Origin of the sequence: Stenotrophomonas sp. S39, assembly GCF_016624665.1 — a bacterium.
GTDB lineage: Bacteria > Pseudomonadota > Gammaproteobacteria > Xanthomonadales > Xanthomonadaceae > Stenotrophomonas.
On sequence record NZ_JACVTT010000082.1, the window covers coordinates 1 to 21,626 of the forward strand.

Here is a 21,626-nt window from a genome sequence, read left to right on the forward strand (position 1 = left end):
GTCCCCCTCAACCGGACCCACCCCGCCAACCCACGGAATGCAGGCTTTTGAAGTTGAAGTTGATTCTGCAGGTGCAGGGCTGCAAGCCCTGCAAAAAACCTACCGCCCAAGTACCCGCGCGATCGCTTCGACCAGCAGCTCACCGGTCACCGGCTTGCGCAGGAACCCGCCGATGCCCGCCGCCTTCACCTGCTCCTGCAGGTCAGCATCGGTCCGCGCCGTCACCGCCAGCAGCGGCAGCATGTAGCCCTGGTTGCGCAGGTGCTGGGCCAGCTCGAAACCACTCAGGCCCGGCAGGTCCAGATCCAGCAGGCCAACATCGAAGTCGCCCGCGCTGATCTCGCGCAGCGCCGCCAGCGCGTGGCCCGCATGCACCACCTGGTGCCCGCGCGCGGACAGCAGGCCAACCACCACATCGGCCACGGTGGCATCGTCTTCCACCAGCAGGATGCGCAGCGCCGGCATGTTCGCCACTGCGCCCTCACCCAGCACCGCCTCACCCGCCTCGCCCACGCCATCCTGCTGCAGCGGCAGCGGCAGGCTCACTTCGAAGCGGGTACCACTGCCCAGCTGGCTCTCCACCCGGATACGGCCCTGCATGGCCTGCGCCAGCTCGCGGCAGATGGCCAGGCCCAGGCCACTGCCACCGTACTGCGCTGCAGTGCGGGCGCCGTCGGCCTGCTCGAAACGGCGGAACAGGCGCTGCTGCTGTTCCTGGCTGATGCCCGGGCCAGTGTCGTGCACCTCGAAGTGCAGGCCACGCGGGCCGTCCTCGCAGCGCGCGTGCAGGGTGATGGTGCCGCGACTGGTGAACTTCACCGCGTTGGACAGCAGGTTCAACAGGATCTGCCGCACCCGCATGGCATCGCCGGTGGCCTGCAGGCCCGCCGGCAGCTGGTTGTCCAGCACGAAGCGCAGGCCCTTCTGGGCGGCCAGCGGGCCCATCAACGCGGCCAGGTCCTGCAGCAGGCCGTTCAACGCGAACGGTCGAGACTGCAGTTCCAGCCGCCCCGATTCGATCCGGGCCAGGTCCAGTGCATCGTTCACCAGGTGCAGCAGGTGCTCGCCGGCATGGCGGATCGACTGCGTGTACCCGCGCTGCTGCGGGTCGAGCGGCGAGGCCAGCAGCAGTTCGCTCATGCCCAGCACGCCGGTCATCGGCGTGCGGATTTCGTGGCCCAGGTTGGCCAGGAACCGGGTCTTGGCAGCCGAAGCCTGCTCGGCCAGTTCCTGCTTGTGCAGGGCCAGCTGATAGGCGTGCTTGCGCTGCAGGCGGCGCCGGTACAACCAGGCGAACCAGCTGGTCAGCAGCAGGCCGATCGAGGCCAGCACCAGCACGCCGGACAGGCTGCGCCACCACGGTGGCTGCACGTGGAACTCCAGGGCTTCCACCCGCGACCAGACGTGGTCGGCCGAACGGGCCTGCACTTCCAGCCGGTACGCGCCCGGCGGCAGGCGCGAGAACAGGCGTTCGCCGCCCGGCCCGACTTCCACCCAGTCCGGGTCGTAGCCGGTCAGCCGGTAGCGGTAACTGTTGGATGCCGAGTCGGCAAAGGACAGCAGGCGCGCGACGATGCGCAGGTCGCGGTCGCCATCGGCGATCTGCAACGGCGTGTCGTGGGTCAGGTCCAGCACCTGTTCGTTGCGGCGCACCTCCACCCGCTCGATCACCAGCGGCGCGCGCCGGGTCGATGGGCGTACCAGCGTGGGATCAAACGCAACCACGCCAGCCGGCGTGCCGGCCACCAGCCGCCCGCTCGCGGTGGCGATCAGCGTGTGGTCGCGGAATTCCTGGCTGGGCAGGCCGTCGTGGACACCGTACAGGCGCACGCTCTGGCCAGAGTCCCCCACCCGCACCAGGCCGCGCGCACCGCTGGCCCAGGCCACGCCCTGCGCATCGACCACCAGGCCGGTCGCGGCAATGGCCGGGTAGCCCTGCTCGCTGCCGATCACCGCCTGCCGCTCCAGCCGCCCGTTGCGCCAGAGGTAGCGCGACAGGCGCCCGTCCTCGGACAACCACACCTGGCCATTGGCGCCGACGTCGATCGCATACACCGGCGTGGCCGGCGCCCCGGGAACCGGCTGGAAGCGCTGCGCATCGGGCTGCCACTGCAGCAGGCCGCGGCTGCTGGCCAGCCAGATCCGGTCCTGCGGCCCACATTCGACATCCATGTTGAGCTGGCCGGCCTGCAGGCCGTCACGCCCGTTTTCCAGCTGCCGGCGCAGGTGGCCGTCCAGGTCACGCTGCTGCAGGCCCGAGGGCAGCATCAGCCACAGGCTGTCGCCGTCGCAGGTCATCATCGCATCGATGTTGCCCTCCATCGTGGCATCGGCGCCGCTTTCCCCGTCCCAGCGCCGCAGCGCGCCACTACGCGGGTCGTAGCGCAGCAGTGCGTCGGTGGAACCGACCCATACCTGGCCGCGTCGATCCTCGCGCACCGAGGTCAGCCAATGCATGCCATTGAGGAAGGTCCGATGCTGTTCGATGTCGCCACTGCGCGGATCGAAACGATCCAGCGCACCGTGGCTGCCAACCGTCCACACCCCGCCATTGGCCGAGGGGCTGGTGCCCAGCACGTAGGCATTGCGCAGCGACGATGGATCGTCCTCCAGCCGCGAGAACACCGAGAACTGCCACCAGCGCGGCAGCAGGTGCCACAGGCCGGCATTGGTGCTGGCCAGCCAGATGCCGCCTTCGCGGTCTTCGTAGGCCCCCGCCCAGTTCGGCCGCACCTGGCCGCGCGCCACCGCGCTGTACAGCGGCACGGTCTGGTACTGGCCATTCACTGCGCGGCCCAGGCCACTGCGGGTGTCCAGCCAGTGCCCGCCCTGCTCATCGCGCAGCATCATGCCCAGCACCTGGTCATCGGCCGGCAACTGCCACGGCGGCGCCTCGAAGTGGCCGTCGGGCCGGCGCACGGTGGCGCCGGCCACGGTGCTGATCCACAGGCTGCCGTCGGGTTCGGCGGTCAGGCCATTGACCAGCTGGCTGGGCAGCATACCGGCCTCGATGCGCTCGAAATCGGTACCGGTCCAGCGCGCGACGCCGTGCTTCGTGCCCACCCACAAGGTGCCGTCGGGCAGGGTCGCCAGGAAGGGGATCGAGGCGGCCGGCACGCTGCGCGGGTTGTCTACTTCGGGCAGGAAGCGCTGCAGGCGGTCACCGCGATCCAGCCGGTACAGGCCACCGCCGTAGGTGCCGAACCAGATGGCGCCGTCCGGCGTCGAGGCCAGGCTCCACACCGTGTTGCTGGCCATCAACGGCTGGCTGCTGCGGTCGTAGAAGCGCAGCTGCCGGCGATCGGCCGACATCCGCACCACGCCCGCATTCTCGGTACCGATCCACAGCTCGTTCTGGGCATCGACCAGCACGGTCCAGATGCGGTTGTCGCGCAGCCCGTCCTCGGAACGCCAGACGCGGTAGTTGCGCCCGTCGTAGCGGGCGAGGCCGTCATTGGTGGCGATCCACAGGTAGCCGTAGCGGTCTTCGGCCATGCGGTTGACGGTGTTGGACGGCAGCCCGTCGAACACGGTCACCTGCCGCGGGGTCGGCGGCACCGGCTGCGCGGCCACGGGCGCCAGCACGCACAGGAGGATCAGCAGCAGCGTCGCTGCCCGCAGATACGCCACCGATTGCCTCCTCACGCTGCCTGTTGATGGACCCCGCGTTGTGCGGCGTCGGCATGGTAAACCGAAAGTCAGGGCATTCACGCCAGCGATTGTCCCGATCAGACGTCTATCTGGCGTTTCGACCGGGCCTGGAGGATTGCCGACACCAGCAGGTCACCGGTCACCGGCTTGCGCAGGAAACCATCGAAGCCGGCGGCAAGTACCTGGGTTTCCGCATAGGCATCGGAACGCGCGGTCACCGCCACCAGGGGCAGCTCGTAGCCCATCGCGCGCAGCTGGCGGGCGATGGCGGTGCCATCCAGCGCGGGCAGGTCCAGGTCGAGCAGGCCGACATCGAAGCCGTCGGTGGCGATCTCCGAAAGCGCACCCAGCCCATGCAGCACGTGCACCACCTGGTGCCCGCGCGCGCGCAGCAGGCCAGCGATGACGTCGGCCACGGTGACATCGTCCTCCACCAGCAGGATGCGCAGGGCGGGCAGCACCGGCACCGCGGCCGCCTCGCTCTGCGGCGACGCCGCCTGGCGCGTCCACGGCAGCGGCACATGCACGCGGAAACGCGCGCCCTTGCCCAGCTGGCTGTCCACGTCGATGTGCCCGCCCATCGCCACGGCCAGTTCCTGGCAGATCGCCAGCCCCAGCCCGCTGCCGCCATAGCGCGAGGCCGTGCGCGGCCCGTCGGCCTGCTCGAAGCGGTGGAACAGCCGGCGCTGCTGCTCGGCATTGATGCCCGGGCCGCTGTCGCTGACCTCGAAAGTGACCGCGCCGCCCCCCTCCTGCAGGTGGGCGCCCAGCCCCACGTAGCCACGCTCGGTGAACTTGATCGCATTGCCAAGCAGGTTCAGCAGGATCTGCCGTATCCGCATTTCATCACCGCTGACGCAGATCGGTCCGGGCAGCGCGTCCTCGCGCCGGAACGCCAGCTGCCGCTGCTGCGCCATCGGCTGCATCAGCGCCTGCACCTGGTCGAGCAGGCCGTTCAGATCGAACGGACGGATATCCAGCTCCAGCCGCCCGGCCTCGATGCGGGCCAGGTCCAGCGCGTCGTTCACCAGCCGCAGCAGATGGCTGCCGGCCTGCTGGATCGAGCCGGCGTAGCTGCGCTGCACCGGGTCCAGTTCGGTGGCCAGCAACAGCTCGCTCATGCCCAGCACGCCGGTCATCGGCGTGCGTACCTCGTGGCCCAGCGTGGCCAGGAAGCGGCTCTTGGCCTGCGAGGCCTGCTCGGCCAGCTGCTGCTTGTGCACGGTCAGCTGCCACTGCTGGCGCCGCCGCAGGCGCCGGCGGATCGACCACACCGTCACCAGCAGCAACAGCGAACCCAGCATCAGGTAACCGAAGATGGCCATGCCACTGCGCCACCACGGTGGCAGCACTTTCACCTGCAGCCGCTGCGAGGCCGTCCACGGCCCGCTGGCGGTGGCGGCCTGCACTTCGATGGAATACAGCCCCGGCGGCAACCGCGACAGCGTGCGCTGGCCATCGCCGCCCTGCTCCACCCAGTTCTGGTCGTAGCCGTCGACGCGGAACCGGTAGCGGTTGCCCTGCGGGTTGGCATAGGACAGCAGGCGCGCGTCGATCTGCAGGTCGCGATCATCCGGGCCCAGCAGCAGCGTGCCGTCCGCCGGCAACGGCTGCCAGCCACGCGCATCGTCGCGGCGCACGCGCACCTGCGCGATCACCAGCTGCGACGGCGGCAGCACGACATCGGCCGCGTCGGGATCGAAACCGACCAGGCCGGTCTGGGTCACCGCCAGCACGCGGCCGTCGGCGCCGATGGCCGGCGGCCGACCGGTGAACTCGGCATCCGGAAGGCCATCGCGTTCGTTGAACTGCTGCACGCGCCGCGTCTGCGGATCCCAGCGCACCAGGCCACGCGGCGTGGTGGCCCACACGCGTCCATCACGGGCCAGCGCCAGCCCGCCCATGCTGACCGGCGGCATGCCGTAGGTCGCGTCGACGCGCTGGATCAGGCGCAGGCCCAGGCCATCCCACTGGTAGCGTTCGAATGCGCCCTGCCTGGCCAGCCACAGCTGCTGCGGGTCGATCCAGACCAGGTCGTAGATCTGCCCCTGCGACACGCCGGGCACGGCCACGAAGCGCTCGGCCTGCTCGCGCCAGATGCCCATCGCGCCGACCAGCCAGGCCTGCCCGCGCGCATCGAAGCGGATCTGCTCCACCGGCGCATCGCCTTCGCCGCGCAGCGCCGCCAACTCGAAGGTCCGCAGCACCCGGCCATCGGCCGCACGCTGCTGCAGGCCCATGTTCATCACCGATATCCAGACCGTGCCGTCCGGGGCCTGGCGCATCAGGTCGATGCGCTGGCGCAGGTCGGCGCCACCGGCGATGGGCCAGTCGCGCAGCGTGCGCCGGGCCGGGTTGTAGACGCTGAGGCGTCCGGCCCGACCCAGCCACAGCTGGCCATCCGGGCGCGGCAGCACCGACCATACCGCGCCGCTGCCCAGCTCGCGGTCGCTGGCCAGCAGGCTCAGCGTGCCCTGTGCGTTGATCTGGTAGACGCCGTGGGCCGAGCCGACGAAGTAGTTGCGGCCATCGCTGGCCGCGCTCAGCAGGTACTGGCTGTCCAGCGGGCGTCCATCCAGCTGGTACCACGTGGAAAAACGCCGCCAGTCCGGCGGCAGGTAGGCCAGGCCCTGGGTCAACAGCGCAACCCACATGCCCCCTTCATGATCCTGCAGCAGATCCAGCACGCCGCTGTGGCTGGTCAGGAAGCCACTGCCGCGGTCGCCCTCCAGCCGCCGCAGCTGGCTCGCATCACCGCGCAGCAGGCCGTCGGAAGTGCCAGCCCAGTAGCCCCCCTGGCGATCGGCCAGCACCATCGCCGAACGCAGCTGGGCGCTGTCGGCCCAGCGCGGCCGGCTCACCCGGTCCTGCGCATCGATCCGGTACAGGCCATCGTTCTGCGTGCCGATCCAGATCGCGCCCTCGGCATCACGGCTCAACCGCAGCACGCTTACCGCGCCCAGTTCGCGCGCGGCGACGGCTTCGAATGCCGTGCCGTTCCAGCGCGCCAGGCCCGCTTCGGTGCCCAGCCACAGGCGGCCCTGCGCGTCGACCAGGCTGCTGTAGATGGTGTCGCTGGGCAGCCCACCCGGTGCCTGCCGGAAGAAACGCAGGCTGCCGTCCTCGCCGAAACGACAGACGCCGTGGGTGCTGCTGCCAACCCACAGTGCCTCTTCGGCATAGGCCAGCGTCCAGACCTGGCCTTGGCATTCGTTGTTGAGTGCGTCGAAGGAGATGAAGCGCTCGCGGTCCGCATCCAGCCGGGCCACGCCCTTGCCGTTGATGCCGACCCAGACGCGGTCGAGCGGATCGACCAGCAGCGTCTCGATCTCGTTGCCGGGCAGCGAGCCGGGCTGTTCCGGATCATGCTGCCAGACCCGCAGGGTGCCGCCGTCATAGCGCGCCAGGCCACCGTCGGTGGCGGCCCAGATGTGCCCGCTGCGGTCTTCGGCCAAGGCAAGGACCATGCGCGACGGCAAGCCTTCGGCCGCACCGAATCGGCGCAGGCGCGGTGTTTCACCAGCCATGTCGAAGGTCGCCGCCGAGGTGGCCAACGCCATCAGCAACAGACCTGCCCCCGCGATGCACCGCCAGTACCGGCGCCAGCCGCTCTTCATCCTGAACCCCCTGTCCTGCGCCGATTGTCACACAGGGCCGGGGTCATCGCTGCAACAGGCTGTTTCCAGCGGCATTGCCACCACGAACTGTTGCAGCCGTGCACACAGCGCAGTGCAGGGCCTGTGCGTATGATCGAGGCACCTTTCCGCCGAGCCCTGCCGATGCGTTCCTGCCTGGCCCTGCTGCCCCTGCTGCTTGCCGCCGCCCCGGCGTGGGCGGGCAACGATGCCTGGCGCATCGACCCGGTGCATACCCGTGTGTTGTTCGCCATCGACCATGCCGGCTATTCGCAGGCCATGGGCACGATTTCCGGCAGTGCGGGACAGCTGCGGTTCGATCCCGACAACTGGCGGGAGGCGACTCTGGACGTTGAGATCCCCGTGTCGCGATTGGACCTGGGTGATGCCAAGTGGAACCAGGCCACCCTCGCCCGCAGCCTGCTCGATGGCGAACGCTTCCCCACCGCGCGCTTCGTTTCCACCCACGTCGAGCCGGTCGACGAGAAGCATGCGCAGGTCGCCGGCACCTTGACCCTGCGCGGGGTCAGCCAGCCGGTGGTGCTCGATGTCACTCTCAACGCGGTCAAGCGCTATCCGCTGCCGCCGTTCCGCCGCACCGTCGGCTTTTCCGCCACCACCACATTGAGCCGGCGTGCCTTCGGCATCACCGCGTGGCCGGGCGTCATCGGCGATGCCGTACAGGTGAGGATCGAGGCAGAAGCCGCGTTCGACCGCAGCGATACGCCGGGAACTCCCGCCCCTGATTCCCACTCCGACAGCACGACGGCCCCCAAGGATCCCCGATGACCGCCAAGAACACTCCCGCCGCCTGGGGCAGTGTCAGCCAGACCCTGCACTGGCTGATCGCCCTGCTGATCCTTGCCCTGGGCATCGTCGGCCTGACCATGGGTGAACTGCCCAAGACGCCGAAATATTTCTGGGTCTATACCGCGCACAAGTCCATCGGCATCACCGTGCTGGCACTGGTGCTGTTCCGCCTCGGCTGGCGCCTGTATGCCGGTGCGCCGAAGCCGGTGCCGGGCGTGCCCAGCTGGCAGGAACGCATCGCCAGCGCTACCCACGTGCTGCTGTACGTGCTGATGTTCGCCATTCCGCTGTCCGGCTGGCTGTATGACTCGGCCAGCGGCCTGCGTCCGTTCCGCTGGTTCGGCCTGGTCGACGTGCCCAAGCTGAGCGGCCCCGACCCGCAGACCGTCGCGGTGTCCCATGCCATCCACGAGTACGGTTTCTGGCTGTTGATCGCGGTGGTGCTGGCCCATGCCGGTGCTGCCTTCTACCACCACCTGTTCCAGCGTGATGCCACCCTGTCGCGGATGTTGCCGCGCGGCTGGCTCGCCTCCCCCCAGAAGGACTGACCCATGACCCTGAAACTGACCACCCCGGCCGCCGTGGCCGCCGCCCTGGCCGGCATGCTGGCCACCGCCCCGGTGCTGGCCGCCGATTACGCCCAGGCCCCCGGCGCCGGCTCGATCCTGGTGTTCGCCACCAAGTACGACGGCGAAGTGTTCACCGGCAGCTTCCCGGGCTTTGCCACCAAGCTCAGCTTCGACCCGGCCAACCCGGCTGCTGGTTCGCTGGACGTGGTGATCCCGCTGGCCGGCGCCAAGAGCGGCAACAGCGACCGTGACTCGACCCTGCAGGGCGCCGATTTCTTCAATGTCGGCAAGTTCGCGACCGCGCACTACACCGCCAAGGGTTTCCGCGCCGTGGGCAACGACCAGTATGCCGCCGACGGCACGCTGGAACTGCGCGGCGTCAGCAAGCCGGTCACCCTCACCTTCACCTGGAAGCCGGGCACGCAGCCGGTGCTGACCGGCAAGGCAACGGTCAAGCGCCTGGACTTCGGCGTGGGCGGCGGCGACTGGGCCGACACCAAGACCATCCCGGACGAGACCTCGATCAGCACGATCGTCAAGTTCGACGCGAAATAACACGGGCCTGCCGCCGGGCATGGCCCGGCGCTACCTTGGAACGTTGATGTCGGGTAGCGCCGGGCCATGCCCGGCGGATTCACCCCGCAGCCAGCCAGGCCTGCACGCCGGCCGCATCGAACGGCCAGTCCAGCTCGCGGTCGCCGGCCTCGTCGCGCAGCACCGGCACCCGCGCGCCATAGCGCGCCTCCAGCCCGGGCTGGTCGTCCAGGAACACCGAATCGAACTCCGGCGCCCTTGCCTTGGCCAGCTCGGCCAGGGCCATGTCGCAGAGGTGGCAATCATCACGCTGGAACAGGGTCAACACAGGTCCGGCCCCCTTGGCGGAAATGCTGCGCCGCGGCCATGGCGGGCGGCATGAACCGCTAGAATAGCGGTCTCTTCCGGTACCCGCAGTACGGCAACCATGGCTGTCAGCACGTTCGACGTTTTCAAGATCGGCATTGGCCCGAGCTCCTCGCACACCGTCGGGCCGATGAAGGCCGCCGAGCGCTTCATCCACCGCTGGCTGCTCGATCCGGGCCGGCTGCATGAAGTGGCGCGCATCCGCGCCGACGTCTACGGTTCGCTGGCCCTGACCGGCCGCGGCCACGGTACCGACAAGGCCATCCTGCTCGGCCTTGAGGGCCAGCGCCCGAACCTGATCGACCCGGACATCATCCCGGCCACCCTGGAACGCATCCGCAGCAGCAAGCGCATCCAGCTGATGGGCCAGCACGAGATCGCCTTCGACGAGAAGCGCGACCTCGGCATGAACAAGCGCCAGAAGCTGCCGTACCACACCAACGGCATGCGCTTCACCGCCTACAACGCCGAGGACGAAGTGATCGCCACCCGCGATTACTACTCGGTCGGTGGCGGCTTCGTGGTCAACCAGGACGATGCGGCCGATGACCGCATCGTGCCCGATGAAACCCCGCTGCCCTACCCGTTCAAGAGCGGCGATGAACTGCTGGCGCAGACCGCGCGCAGTGGCCTGAGCATCGCCCAGCTGATGTTCGAGAACGAAAAGTGCTGGCGCAGCGAGGACGAGATCCGCGCCCAGCTGCGCGAGATCTGGAGCGCGATGCAGTCGTGCGTGGCGCGCGGCATCCGCGAGGAAGGCGTGTTGCCGGGCGGCCTGAAGGTCGGCCGTCGTGCACCGGCGCTGTACCGCGAGCTGTCGTCCAAGCCCGAAGCGGCGATGCGCGACCCGCTGACCACGCTGGACTGGGTCAACCTGTACGCACTGGCGGTGAACGAGGAGAACGCTGCCGGTGGCCGCGTGGTCACCGCGCCGACCAACGGCGCGGCCGGCGTGCTGCCGGCGGTGCTGCACTATTTCGACCGCTTCTGCCCGGGCGCGAACGAACAGCGCGTGTTCGACTTCCTGCTGACCTCGGCGGCGATCGGCATCCTGTACAAGGAAAACGCCTCGATTTCCGGCGCCGAAGTCGGCTGCCAGGGCGAAGTGGGCGTGGCCTGTTCGATGGCCGCCGGCGGCCTCGTCGCAGCGTTGGGCGGCAACCCCAGCCAGATCGAGAACGCCGCTGAGATCGGCATGGAGCACAACCTGGGGCTGACCTGCGACCCGATCGGCGGGCTGGTGCAGATCCCCTGCATCGAGCGCAATGCGATGGGTGCGGTGAAGGCGATCAATGCCTCGCGCATGGCCATGCGTGGCGACGGCAAGCACAAGGTCTCGCTGGACAAGGTCATCAAGACCATGCGCGATACCGGCCGCGACATGCAGGACAAGTACAAGGAAACCAGCCGTGGTGGCCTGGCGGTGAACGTCATCGAGTGCTGAGGGGTAGCGCCGCGGGCTGGGTTCGGGCCCTCGGTAGAGTCGACTGTCAGTCGACTATCGCGCGCAGCGCGGGAATTCCGCGCGTTGTTCGAGGGTAGTCGACCAACGGTCGACTCTACCTCACGGGGCGACACCGTCACGGTGTTCCGGTTAGGCTCGGGGCTCCCCTGCCCCGGACTGTCCCATGCGCGTGATCGCCGCCGCCCTGCTTGCCTGCCTGCCCCTTTCCGCGCTGGCTTCGCCAACCTACGGCCCGCGCCTGGAAGGCTTCGATTACGGCTACCCGGTGAAGACCTTCGCCCTGCAATCGCAGGGCCAGCCGCTGGAAATGACCTACCTGGACGTCACCCCGAAACGGAAGGCGGTCGGCGTGGTGGTGCTGCTGCACGGCAAGAATTTCTGCGCGGCCACGTGGCAGCAGACCATCGCGCCGCTGGTGGCCGCCGGCTACCGGGTGATCGCTCCGGACCAGATCGGTTTCTGCAAGGCCAGCAAGCCCGAGCGCTACCAGTATTCGTTCGGCCAGCTGGCCGCCAACACCCATGCGCTGCTGCAGCAGCTGCAGCTGGGCGACCAGCCGGTGCACGTGGTCGGCCATTCGATGGGCGGCATGCTCGCCATCCGCTACGCGCTGATGTACCCGCAGGACCTGCGCAGCCTGTCACTGGTCAATCCGATCGGCCTGGAAGACTGGAAGGCACTGGGCGTGCCGTGGCGCAGCGTCGATGAGTGGTATGCCGGCGAACTGAAAACCAGCTATGACAGCATCCGCCGCTACCAGCTGGACGTGTACTACGACGGCCAGTGGAAGCCCGCCTACGAACAGTGGGCGCGCATGCAGTCAGGCATGTACGAAGGCGCCGGCAAGCAGGCGGTGGCGTGGAGCCAGGCGCTGACCTCGGACATGGTGTTCAACCAGCCCGTGGTCTACGAGCTGAAGCACCTGCAGGTGCCGACCGCGTTGTTCATCGGCCAGAAGGACCGCACCGCGATCGGCCGCGACCGCGCCTCACCGGAACTGAAGGCCACGCTGGGTGACTACCCTGCGCTGGGCAAGGCGGCGGCCGCTGCCATTCCCAACGCGACCCTGGTCGAATTCGCCGGGCTGGGGCATTCGCCGCAGGTGCAGGATCCCAAGCAGTTCAACGCCGCGCTGTTGAAGGTGTTGAAGACCCGTTGACCTGCCGGGTTCCCGTTGTAGAGCCGAGCCCATGCTCGGCTCATCGCGCAGGACCGGCAACGTCAAGCGCAGCCGAGCATGGGCTCGGCTCTACGGAGGTGCAGATCTACGGGCGGTAGCGCCGGGCCATGCCCGGCGAGCGCAGCGGCAGGCCGTCAACCGGCAATCCGCAGCACATCATCCAACAGTGCTGCGGCGGTCACTTCCGCACCCGCACCCGGGCCCTGGATCAGCAGTGGCTGCTGGCGATAGCGGTCGCTGTGGATGGCCACGCGGTTGTCGGTGCCCGCACCCTGCGCCAGTGGATGATCGGCCGGCAGTTCGCGCAGTCCGACCTGCGCCCCCTCGGCATCGACACGGCCGACGAAGCGCAGCACGCGGCCCTGAGCGTGCGCCTGCTGCCAACGCGCCTGCAGCGGCGCATCCAGCTGCTCCAGCGCGGCCAGCGCCTCACCCAGCGGCAATGCCGCCAGCGCCGCCGGCACCAGTGAATCCACCTGCACCTGCGCCGCATCCAGCGCCAGCCCGCTGCTGCGGGCCAGGATCAACAGCTTGCGCCGCACATCCTCGCCAGACAGATCCACGCGCGGATCGGGCTCGGTGTAACCGGCCTCCAGCGCTTCGCGCACTGCCACCGAGAACGGCGAACGGCCGTCGTAGCGATGGAACAGCCAGGCCAGCGACCCGGACAGCACGCCTTCGATGGCATGGATGTGGTCACCGCCGGCCACCAGCGCGCGCAGGCTGCTCAACAACGGCAGGCCGGCACCCACCGTGGCGCTGTCACCGTAGCGCGCACCGCTGTCGGCACAGCTTTCGGCGATGGCCTGTGCGCGTGCCAGCTGCGCGCCGCGGCCCAGCTTGTTGGCCGTCACCACGTGCACGCCGCGGGCCAGCCACTGCACGTGGCGTGCGGCCACGTCCTCGCTGGCGGTGGCATCCACCACCACGTCGCCGCGCTCCAGGCCCTCGGTGCTGGCCCACGGCGGCGAGCTCTGCCCATCGCGCGGCGCGCGCCGGGCCAGTTCCAGCGGCAGCGCGAGGTCACGGTCGATCGCCAGCGCCGTGCGCGAGTTGGCCAGCCACTGCACGCTGGGCAGGTCCAGCCCACGTGCCTGCAATGCCTGGTAGCGCTGCACGAACGCCGTGCCCACCGTGCCGGTGCCGAGCAGGGCCAGACGGCCTCCACCCAGCGCAGGAATGTCTGCGGCCAGCGCGCTCATGCATCCACCACCTGTTTGCGGCGCACCGCAGCCCCGATCACCGCTTCGGCGCGCTGCAGCGCGGCGTCGAGATCGGCCAGCAGGTCACGCTCGGCTTCGATGCCCACCGACAGGCGCAGCAGGCCTTCGCTGATGCCGGCGGCGGCACGTGCCTCGGCGGTCATCGCCGCATGGGTCATGGTGGCCGGGTGCGCGACCAGGCTTTCAACGCCGCCCAGCGATTCGGCCAGGGTGAAGCAGCGCAGGCCGTCGACGAAGGCGCGCACTGCGGCATGCGGATCTTCGCCTTCGCAGTCGGCCAGTTCGAAGGAGAGCATGGCGCCGAAACCGCTCTGCTGGCGCGCGGCGATGGCATGGCCGGGGTGGTCGGCCAGGCCCGGGTAATAGACGCGGGCCACCGCCGGATGTGCATCCAGCAGGGCGACGATCGAAGCGGTGTTTTCCTGGTGCACGCGCAGGCGCGCATCCAGCGTGCGCAGGCCGCGCAGCGTCAGGAAGGCATCGAACGGCGAGCCGGTCAGGCCCAGCGCATTGCCCCACCACACCAGCTGCTCGTGCACCGCCGGGTCACGCGCGATCACCGCGCCGCCGACCACGTCACTGTGGCCGTTGATGTACTTGGTGGTCGAATGCAGCACCACGTCGGCACCGAACGACAGCGGCTGCTGCAGGGCCGGCGACAGGAAGGTGTTGTCCACCACGACAAGCGCACCGGCCTTGTGCGCGGCATCGATGACGAAGCGCAGGTCGGTGATGCGCAGCAGCGGGTTGGACGGCGTTTCCACCAGCACCAGCTTCGGCTGGCTGGCCAGCGCATGCGCCAGCGCACGCGGGTCGGTCAGGTCGGCGGTGACCAGGGTGAAGTGGCCCTTCTTGGCCAGTGCATTGAACAGGCGCCAGCTGCCGCCGTACGCATCGTGCGGCACCACCAGGGTATCGCCCGGCTGCAGCAGTGCGTTCAGCACCAGGTTGATGGCGCCCATGCCGGTGGCGGTGATGACACCACCAGCGCCGCCTTCCAGTTCGGCCAGTGCTTCGCCCAGCAGGTCGCGGGTCGGGTTGCCGCTGCGCGTGTAGTCGTACTGCCGCTTGTTGCCGAAGCCATCGAAACTGAAGTTCGACGACAGCACGATCGGCGGGGTGACCGCACCGTGGGCGGTGTCGCGGTCGATGCCGGCGCGGACAGCGGCAGTGGTGCGGCTACAGGACGGCTCGTTGGCGTACAGGCTCATGCGGACTCTCCAGAAGTGCGGAAGGCGGTAGCGAGGATCGCGTCGATGCGATCGGTTTCTTTGAGGAAGGCGTCGTGGCCGTAGGGCGAGCGCAGCACGCGCAGGCTGCCGCGCGGGCCCAGCCCTTCGACCAGGCCGACCAGGTCGGCCAGCGGCACCAGCCGGTCTCCTTCCACGGCCACCACCACGGTGGGAGGCAGGATGGCGGCAGGGTCCACGCGGTGCAGGTCGATCGATTCGGACAGGCGCAGGTAGGCGGTCACCGGCGTGCGCGCGACGTACTGCGCACCGGCGGCATCGAGGTAGTCTTCGGCGGCCACGCGCACGCGGCCGTTGACCACTTCCGGCGCCGCATCGAAGCGCTCGCCGAATTCTTCCGGGGTGCGGTAGCTGAGCATGGCGAACTGGCGGGCCAGCGCCAGGCCATGGTCCTCGCCACATTGCAGCTGGCCCAGCGCAACCGCACGGCGCTGCAGGGCGCGCCAGGCGGCGGCATACGGATGCGGGCGGTGCGCACCGCTGGCCAGGACCAGCTGGCGCACGCGGCGGCGGTGGCGGATCGCGAACTGCTGGCCGACCAGCGCGCCATAGGAATAGCCGACGAAGGCCTTCAGCACGCCGATGCCGAGATGATCGAGCAGCAGCGCCAGCGCATCGGCCTGGTCGGCGGTATCGATCGGCACGTCCAGCGCGCCATCTGCACCGATGAAATCGAAGGCCAGCACGCGCAGCTGCTGCGGATCCAGCGCGCGGCCGCTGCCGACCAAGCCTTCGGCCCAGCCCTTTTCGCTGAACTGTGCATTGGAGGCGACATGGCGGTGGGCGGAAATGCCGCCGGCCAGCACCACCACCGGCGCGTTGGCCGGCCCCACCCACTCGTAGCGCAGGCGCACCGGGCTGGCCCCGGCGTGGCGCATCGACAGCACGGCAGCGAACTCGCCGCGCTCGGCGTGCACGCGGTCATCGACCGGCACGCTGACAGGGACAAAGGATTCGGGGCGGGCGGCAGTGCTGGGGGCGAAGCTCATGGCGGGATCCGTGTGGGAAATCGGCCATCGAGCCTTCGCGGGGCTCGCGTTCGAGATGCACGTACGGTGCATGGTTCGAACCATCTTTCGGTGGACGCCACGGTCCCCGCAGGATTTGGCACCTACGCGGACGCTTTCGCGCCTGCGGGCTGCCCCGGCTTCAAAGGGCCTGTCCCTCTGCCGGTCTCGATGGTGGAGCCACGATGCCAGCCCTTTCCGGGCCTGTCAATCCCTTCATGCGGATAAAGCGATGGAATAAATGAACCGCCATTCCGGGAACTGCGACCGGTCCCCGCGTTCAGGATCCGCTACAGTCCCCAGCGCCCTTTCCGCTGGATCCGTCGATGCCCCGCCTGCTCCTGTCCTGCCTGCTGCTGTGCCTGCTGGCCAGCGCAACCGTCCACGCCAGCGACTGGCGCCAGGGCTGGGGCCTGGTGCCGAAGGCGGGTGCGGCCGCGGCCGGTGACGATGCCCCGCAGGCCGCGCCGACCACCCGGCTGCAGCTGCAGGCGATGGGCGGGCAATGGCAGGCGCGCATCGACAACCCGTTGGCAGGCCCGGTGCAGATCGAGCTGCGGCCGGCGCCCGGCGGCGCCATCGAAGGCCTGCCGCTGCGTTCGCTGATACAGGGCGGTGGCAGCCTGGTGGTCGGCCACCTGCCGGCCCCGGCCGATGGCCGCAGCCTGGAGGTGCGCCTGCAGTCGGTGCCGGGCAACCCCGCCGCACGGGCCGAGGACGTGGCCTACCGGCTGCCCTTCCAGGCGCCACGGCTACGCGTGGACCAGGCCCCGAACGGACGCTTCAGCCACCAGGACGAAGAGAACCGCGATGCGGTGGATTTCGCCCTGCCCGAGGCCACCCTGGTGATGGCTGCGCGCGAGGGCGCGGTGATGCAGGTGCAGGATGGCTTCAAGGCCAACGGCCAGGACCGCGAGCGCGATGCCGGCCGTGCCAATTTCATCCGCATCCTGCACAGCGACGGCAGCATGGCGCTGTACGGCCACCTGCAGGCCGGCGGCATGCGCGTGCGCCCGGGCCAGGCGGTGCAGGCCGGGCAGCCGATCGGCCTGTCCGGTAACAGCGGTTACAGCACCGCCCCGCACCTGCACTTCGTGGTCCAGGTCAACCGCGGCATGGGCCTGCGCTCGGTGCCGGTGCGCATTTTCACCGCGCAGGGCCAGCTGCAGTTCGCCCGCCAGGGCGACGCCGACGGTGGCACCGGGCGCTGATCGGCCCCGGCCGGTATAATCGGGCGCTTATCTCTTTGAAAAGCGCCCCGGGCGGGCGCCACTGCCATGTCCGAAGTCGCCAACGAAGCGTCGCGTCGCCGCACCTTCGCCATCATTTCCCACCCTGACGCCGGCAAGACCACGCTGACCGAAAAGCTGCTGCTGTTCGGAGGCGCGATCCAGATGGCCGGTTCGGTGAAGGGCCGCAAGGCCGCCCGCCACGCGACGTCCGACTGGATGGCGCTGGAAAAAGAGCGCGGCATCTCCGTCACCTCCTCGGTGATGCAGTTCCCGTACGAAGGCAAGATCGTCAACCTGCTCGACACCCCCGGCCACGCCGACTTCGGCGAGGACACCTACCGCGTGCTGACCGCGGTGGACTCGGCGCTGATGGTGATCGACGTGGCCAAGGGCGTGGAAGAGCGCACCATCAAGCTGATGGAAGTCTGCCGCCTGCGCGACACCCCGATCATGACCTTCATCAACAAGCTCGACCGCGAGGGCAAGGACCCGATCGAGCTGCTGGATGAAGTGGAGACCGTGCTGGGCATCCAGTGCGCTCCGGTCACCTGGCCGATCGGCATGGGCCAGCGCCTGAAGGGCGTGGTGCACCTGCTGACCGGCGAGGTGCACCTGTACGAACCGGGCCGCAACTTCACCCGCCAGGATTCGACCATCTTCCCGTCCATCGATGCGCCCGGCCTGGCCGAGAAGATCGGTGCACAGATGCTGGCCGAACTGCGCGATGAACTGGAACTGGTGCAGGGCGCCAGCCACCCGTTCGACCTGGATGCCTACCGTGCCGGCAAGCAGACCCCGGTGTTCTTCGGTTCGGGCGTGAACAACTTCGGCGTGCAGCCGCTGCTGGATTTCTTCGTCGAGCACGCCCCGCCGCCGCAGGCGCGCACCACCACCGGCCGGATCATCGCGCCGGAGGAAAACAAGCTGAGCGGCTTCGTGTTCAAGATCCAGGCCAACATGGATCCGCAGCACCGCGACCGCGTGGCGTTCATGCGCATCTGCTCGGGCCGCTTCAGCGCCGGCATGAAGACCTTCCACGTGCGTACCGGCAAGGACATGAAGCTGGCCAACGCACTGACCTTCATGGCCAGCGACCGCGAGATCGCCGCCGAAGCCTGGCCGGGCGATGTCATCGGCATCCACAACCACGGCACCATCTCCATCGGCGATACCTTCACCGAAGGCGAAGCGGTCACCTTCACCGGCATCCCCAACTTCGCCCCGGAACTGTTCCGCCGCGCGCGCCTGCGCGATCCGCTCAAGCTCAAGCAGCTGCAGAAGGGCCTGGCCCAGCTGTCGGAAGAAGGCGCGACCCAGTTCTTCCGCCCGCTCACCAGCAACGACCTGATCCTGGGCGCGGTGGGTGTGCTGCAGTTCGACGTGGCCGCCTACCGCCTGAAGGACGAGTACGGCGTGGAAGCCACCTTCGAGCAGGTCAGCGTGACCACCGCGCGCTGGGTCCACTGCAGCAACGAGAAGAAGCTGGAAGAGTTCCGCGAAAAGAACGCGCTGAACCTGGCCCTGGATGCGGCCGGCCACCTGGTCTACCTGGCGCCGACCCGGGTGAACCTGCAGCTGGCCCAGGAACGTTCGCCGGACGTGCGCTTCTCGGCCACCCGCGAAGCAGCGCATACCGTCCCGGCGGGCTGACGCCCCGGTGTCGGATCCGCGCCCCGGTAGATCCACGCCATGCGTGGATGGGCGCGGATTCATCCCCCATACGGTAGCGGGGGTGCAAGCGCCCGCCATCGCGGCGATGATAGGGGGGCTGCGGGTCCCCCTCCCCGCGAAATCCGTCCTTGCCATGTCCTCCACGACTGCTGCTTCCATCCGTGAAGAAATCGCCAGCGCCCTGACCCACGGGCTCGGCGCCGTGTTCGCGCTGGCCGCCAGCGCCGTACTGATCACCCTGGCCGCCATCTACGGCGACGGCTGGCAGCTTGCCAGTGCCATCGTGTTCGGCATCGCCCTGCTGCTGCTGTACACCGCTTCCACGCTGTACCACGCCATCCAGCACCCTACGGCGAAGGGCCGCCTGAAGGTCTTCGACCACTGCGCGATCTACGTGCTGATTGCCGGTACCTACACGCCATTCACCCTGATCGGCCTGCGCGGGCCATGGGGCTGGGGCCTGTTCACCGCCATCTGGGCCCTGGCCCTGGGCGGCGTGGTGTTCAAGCTGTTCTATACCGGCCGTTTCAAGGCCCTCTCCACCGGCATCTACATCGCCATGGGCTGGCTGGTGATCGTGGCCATCAAGCCGATGTGGGCCTCCATCGACGGCGGCACGCTGGCATGGCTGTTCGCCGGCGGCCTGTCCTACACGCTGGGCACCTACTTCTACCACCGCGAATCGATCCCCTATTCGCACGCGATCTGGCACCTGTTCGTGATCGGCGGCAGCGTCTGCCACTTTGTCGCGGTGACCATGCAGGTGCTGTAGCGCGGCCGTTCGGCGCCCATGTGCACGCCATGCACATGAGCGCTTCGCGCCCCGTCCACCCGGATGGGGCAACCATGGCAGCGTGAATGCTGCCCCTGCCCCTGCCCCTGCTGCGCCGCGCACGTCGCGCTGGCGACTTCGCCGCCCCGGCCCGCGTGGCCAGCGCTGGCTGGCCGTGCTGGTGTTCCTGCTGGCCGCACTGCTGATCCTCATCGCACTGTGGGACTGGAACTGGTTCAAGGGCCCGGTGGAACGCGCGGTCCAGGCCCGTACCGGGCGCGCCCTGCACATCGGCCACCTGGACGTCGACCTCGGTCGTACCAGCACCATCCGCGCCGATGCGATCACCTTTGCCAATGCCACGTGGTCCAAGCAGGCCAACATGGCCAACGCGGATCGCGTGGAGATCGACATCCGGGTCTGGCCGCTGCTGCGCGGCAGCATCCAGTTGCCCGAAGTGCGCCTGACCCGGCCCGACGTCCTGCTGGAAACCGCCCCGCGCAAGGGCGAGCCCGGCAACTGGGATTTCCTGCCCGCCAGCGATGGCAAGAGCTCGCTGCAACTGAAGGGCCTGCGTATCGACGACGGGCGCCTGCAGTTCCTCGACGCGCTGGGCCGCACCGACATCCGTGTCGGCGTGCGCAGTGGCGAACCGAAACAGGCCGACGCCGCGCCCCCTCTGCTGGTGAAAGGCCAGGGCCGCTGGCAGGGCAACCCGTTCACCCTCAGTGGCGGCACTGAATCGCCGCTGCAGCTGACCGACAGCGAGCATCCGTTCCGCATCCACCTGGACGGCCGGGCCGGCGGCACCCACGCCGTGGCCACCGGCACACTGACCAACCCGTTCGCGCTGCAGGTGTTCGACCTGCAGTTCGCACTCAGTGGCCAGGACCTGGCCGACCTCTACCCGCTGCTCGGCATCGCCATACCGCCCTCGCCGCCGTATGCCCTCGATGGCCGGCTCAAGCGCGACCACAACGTGTGGCGCTACGAAGGGTTCACCGGCAAGGTCGGCGACAGCGATCTGGGCGGCACCCTGCAGTTCGAAGTGGGCCGTGAGCGTCCGCGCCTGACCGCCACCCTGGAGTCGCGACGGCTCGATTTCGACGACCTCGCCGGCTTTGTCGGTGCCCCGCCGAAGACCGGCGGCGGCGAGACCGCCAACGCCGAACAGAAGGCGCAGGCTGCCCAGGTTGCAGCCAGCCCGCGGGTACTGCCGGACACCCCGTACAACCTGGGCAAGCTGCGCGCGATGGATGCCGACGTGCGCTGGAAGGCCCACCGCATCAATGCGCCCTCACTGCCGCTGGATGACATGGACGCGCACCTGCTGCTGGACGACGGTGTGCTGCGCCTGGACCCGCTCAACTTCGGCGTGGCCGGCGGTGACATCCGCAGCACCATCCGCATGGACGCGCGCCAGCCGCAGATTGCCACGGCCCTGACGGCCAGCGTGCGCGGCGTGCAGCTGGGCCAGTTGTTCCCGGATGCGAAGCTGGCCGAACAGGCCAAGGGTGGTATCAGCGGCCAGATCGACCTGGCCGGCCGTGGCAACTCCATCGCCGCGATGCTCGGCAGCAGCAGCGGCGATGTCGGCGTGGCGATGGGCCGCGGCCACGTCGGCAACCTGGTGATGGAACTGGCTGGCCTGGACATCACCGAGTCGCTGAAATTCCTGTTCACCGGTGACCGGCAGATTCCCCTGCGCTGCGCCTTCGCCGATTTCGGCGTACGCGACGGCCTGATGACCAGCCGCGCACTGGCGGTGGACACCACCGACACCATCATCATCGGCGAAGGCACGGTGAGCCTGCGCGACGAGCAGATGGACCTGCTGATGAAGCCGCGGCCGAAGGACAAGAGCATCCTGGTGCTGCGTTCACCGCTGCGCATCGGCGGCACGTTCAAGGATCCTTCGTTCCGCCCGGACTTCAAGGCCCTGGGCCTGCGCGGTGCGGTTGCGCTGGCCCTGGGGACGATTGCCCCGCCGGCAGCGCTGCTGGCCACGATCGAAACGGGGCCGGGCAAGGATGCCAACTGCGGTGGGCAGTACGCGAAGTAGGTTTACAGCGTTGTTCGCGGCGCCTTCCGGTTCATGGGATGAGGCGGAGGGCTATCGCAGGCAGGACACGCGGTAAATACGTCCATGTAGCTCGTAGGCGCCATCCATGGCGCCTACGGTCCTGCCTGCGATAGCCCTCCGCCTCCTTACAGTTTCCTGCGCGCGCGGAACGAGAGCGGGAATTCAAAAGAAAGAAGCA

At 68.9% G+C, this 21,626-nt stretch carries 15 protein-coding genes and 1 riboswitch; of the genes, 9 read left to right on the forward strand and 6 right to left on the reverse strand.

The features are described 5' to 3' along the window. Window positions 1-99 precede the first annotated feature (99 nt). Window positions 100-3,630 (reverse strand): hybrid sensor histidine kinase/response regulator, encoded by a 3,531-nt coding sequence (locus tag IAE41_RS17580; RefSeq protein WP_200734007.1) that lies wholly within the window; start codon window positions 3,628-3,630, stop codon window positions 100-102. A gap of 98 nt (window positions 3,631-3,728) precedes the next feature. Next, window positions 3,729-7,268 carry an ATP-binding protein gene (locus IAE41_RS17585; RefSeq protein ID WP_200734008.1) on the reverse strand — a complete coding sequence of 1,180 codons (3,540 nt, stop codon included), beginning with the start codon at window positions 7,266-7,268 and terminating at the stop codon, window positions 3,729-3,731. Window positions 7,269-7,430: 162 nt separating this feature from the next. On the opposite strand from IAE41_RS17585, the gene IAE41_RS17590 reads away from it, so the two are divergent. The 3 genes from IAE41_RS17590 to IAE41_RS17600 are packed head-to-tail and all read left to right on the forward strand — an operon-like array spanning window position 7,431 to window position 9,220. Then, a complete protein-coding gene (locus tag IAE41_RS17590) occupies window positions 7,431-8,075 on the forward strand; it encodes a YceI family protein (RefSeq protein WP_200734009.1) in 645 nt (214 codons plus the stop codon). Continuing rightward, window positions 8,072-8,644 (forward strand): cytochrome b, encoded by a 573-nt coding sequence (locus IAE41_RS17595; RefSeq protein ID WP_079222815.1) that lies wholly within the window; start codon window positions 8,072-8,074, stop codon window positions 8,642-8,644. Before IAE41_RS17590 ends, IAE41_RS17595 begins: the two co-directional genes overlap by 4 nt. Before the next feature lie 3 nt (window positions 8,645-8,647). Further along, on the forward strand, window positions 8,648-9,220 hold the full coding sequence (locus tag IAE41_RS17600; RefSeq protein WP_079222816.1) for a YceI family protein: 573 nt from the start codon (window positions 8,648-8,650) through the stop codon (window positions 9,218-9,220). Between the two features lie 79 nt (window positions 9,221-9,299). Here the strand turns inward: IAE41_RS17600 and IAE41_RS17605 are convergent, their stop codons facing one another. After that, window positions 9,300-9,527: a glutaredoxin family protein gene (locus tag IAE41_RS17605; protein WP_108758001.1), complete on the reverse strand. Its 228-nt coding sequence runs from the start codon at window positions 9,525-9,527 to the stop codon at window positions 9,300-9,302. Between the two features lie 99 nt (window positions 9,528-9,626). Between IAE41_RS17605 and IAE41_RS17610 the strand changes: the two genes are divergently transcribed. Both IAE41_RS17610 and IAE41_RS17615 read left to right on the forward strand, forming a co-directional pair. Further along, window positions 9,627-11,009: an L-serine ammonia-lyase gene (locus tag IAE41_RS17610; RefSeq protein ID WP_010482751.1), complete on the forward strand. Its 1,383-nt coding sequence runs from the start codon at window positions 9,627-9,629 to the stop codon at window positions 11,007-11,009. A gap of 184 nt (window positions 11,010-11,193) precedes the next feature. Next, window positions 11,194-12,189: an alpha/beta hydrolase gene (locus IAE41_RS17615; RefSeq protein WP_200734010.1), complete on the forward strand. Its 996-nt coding sequence runs from the start codon at window positions 11,194-11,196 to the stop codon at window positions 12,187-12,189. Window positions 12,190-12,344: 155 nt separating this feature from the next. Here the strand turns inward: IAE41_RS17615 and IAE41_RS17620 are convergent, their stop codons facing one another. From IAE41_RS17620 to IAE41_RS17630, 3 genes are read right to left on the reverse strand one after another with little or no spacing between them, the layout of a single operon-like run. After that, window positions 12,345-13,412, reverse strand: coding sequence for a homoserine dehydrogenase (locus IAE41_RS17620; protein WP_200734011.1), 1,068 nt, complete (start codon window positions 13,410-13,412; stop codon window positions 12,345-12,347). After that, window positions 13,409-14,644 carry an O-succinylhomoserine (thiol)-lyase gene (locus IAE41_RS17625; protein ID WP_200734012.1) on the reverse strand — a complete coding sequence of 412 codons (1,236 nt, stop codon included), beginning with the start codon at window positions 14,642-14,644 and terminating at the stop codon, window positions 13,409-13,411. The genes IAE41_RS17620 and IAE41_RS17625 overlap by 4 nt, the downstream gene beginning before the upstream one ends. Then, complete coding sequence (locus tag IAE41_RS17630) at window positions 14,641-15,672, reverse strand: homoserine O-succinyltransferase (RefSeq protein ID WP_200734013.1); 1,032 nt, start codon at window positions 15,670-15,672, stop codon at window positions 14,641-14,643. The genes IAE41_RS17625 and IAE41_RS17630 overlap by 4 nt, the downstream gene beginning before the upstream one ends. A 77-nt stretch (window positions 15,673-15,749) precedes the next feature. Beyond that, a riboswitch (SAM riboswitch) is annotated at window positions 15,750-15,868 on the reverse strand. A 148-nt stretch (window positions 15,869-16,016) separates the two neighbouring features. Between IAE41_RS17630 and IAE41_RS17635 the strand changes: the two genes are divergently transcribed. The 4 genes from IAE41_RS17635 (at window position 16,017) to IAE41_RS17650 (ending at window position 21,427) form a co-directional block, all read left to right on the forward strand. Further along, window positions 16,017-16,901, forward strand: coding sequence for a M23 family metallopeptidase (locus tag IAE41_RS17635; RefSeq protein ID WP_200734014.1), 885 nt, complete (start codon window positions 16,017-16,019; stop codon window positions 16,899-16,901). A gap of 66 nt (window positions 16,902-16,967) precedes the next feature. Next, window positions 16,968-18,572, forward strand: a complete 1,605-nt coding sequence (locus IAE41_RS17640) for a peptide chain release factor 3 (RefSeq protein WP_200734015.1) — start codon at window positions 16,968-16,970, stop codon at window positions 18,570-18,572. A gap of 154 nt (window positions 18,573-18,726) precedes the next feature. Further along, window positions 18,727-19,365 (forward strand): hemolysin III family protein, encoded by a 639-nt coding sequence (locus IAE41_RS17645; protein ID WP_200734016.1) that lies wholly within the window; start codon window positions 18,727-18,729, stop codon window positions 19,363-19,365. Between the two features lie 82 nt (window positions 19,366-19,447). Beyond that, window positions 19,448-21,427 (forward strand): AsmA family protein, encoded by a 1,980-nt coding sequence (locus IAE41_RS17650; RefSeq protein ID WP_200734017.1) that lies wholly within the window; start codon window positions 19,448-19,450, stop codon window positions 21,425-21,427. Window positions 21,428-21,626 lie beyond the last annotated feature (199 nt).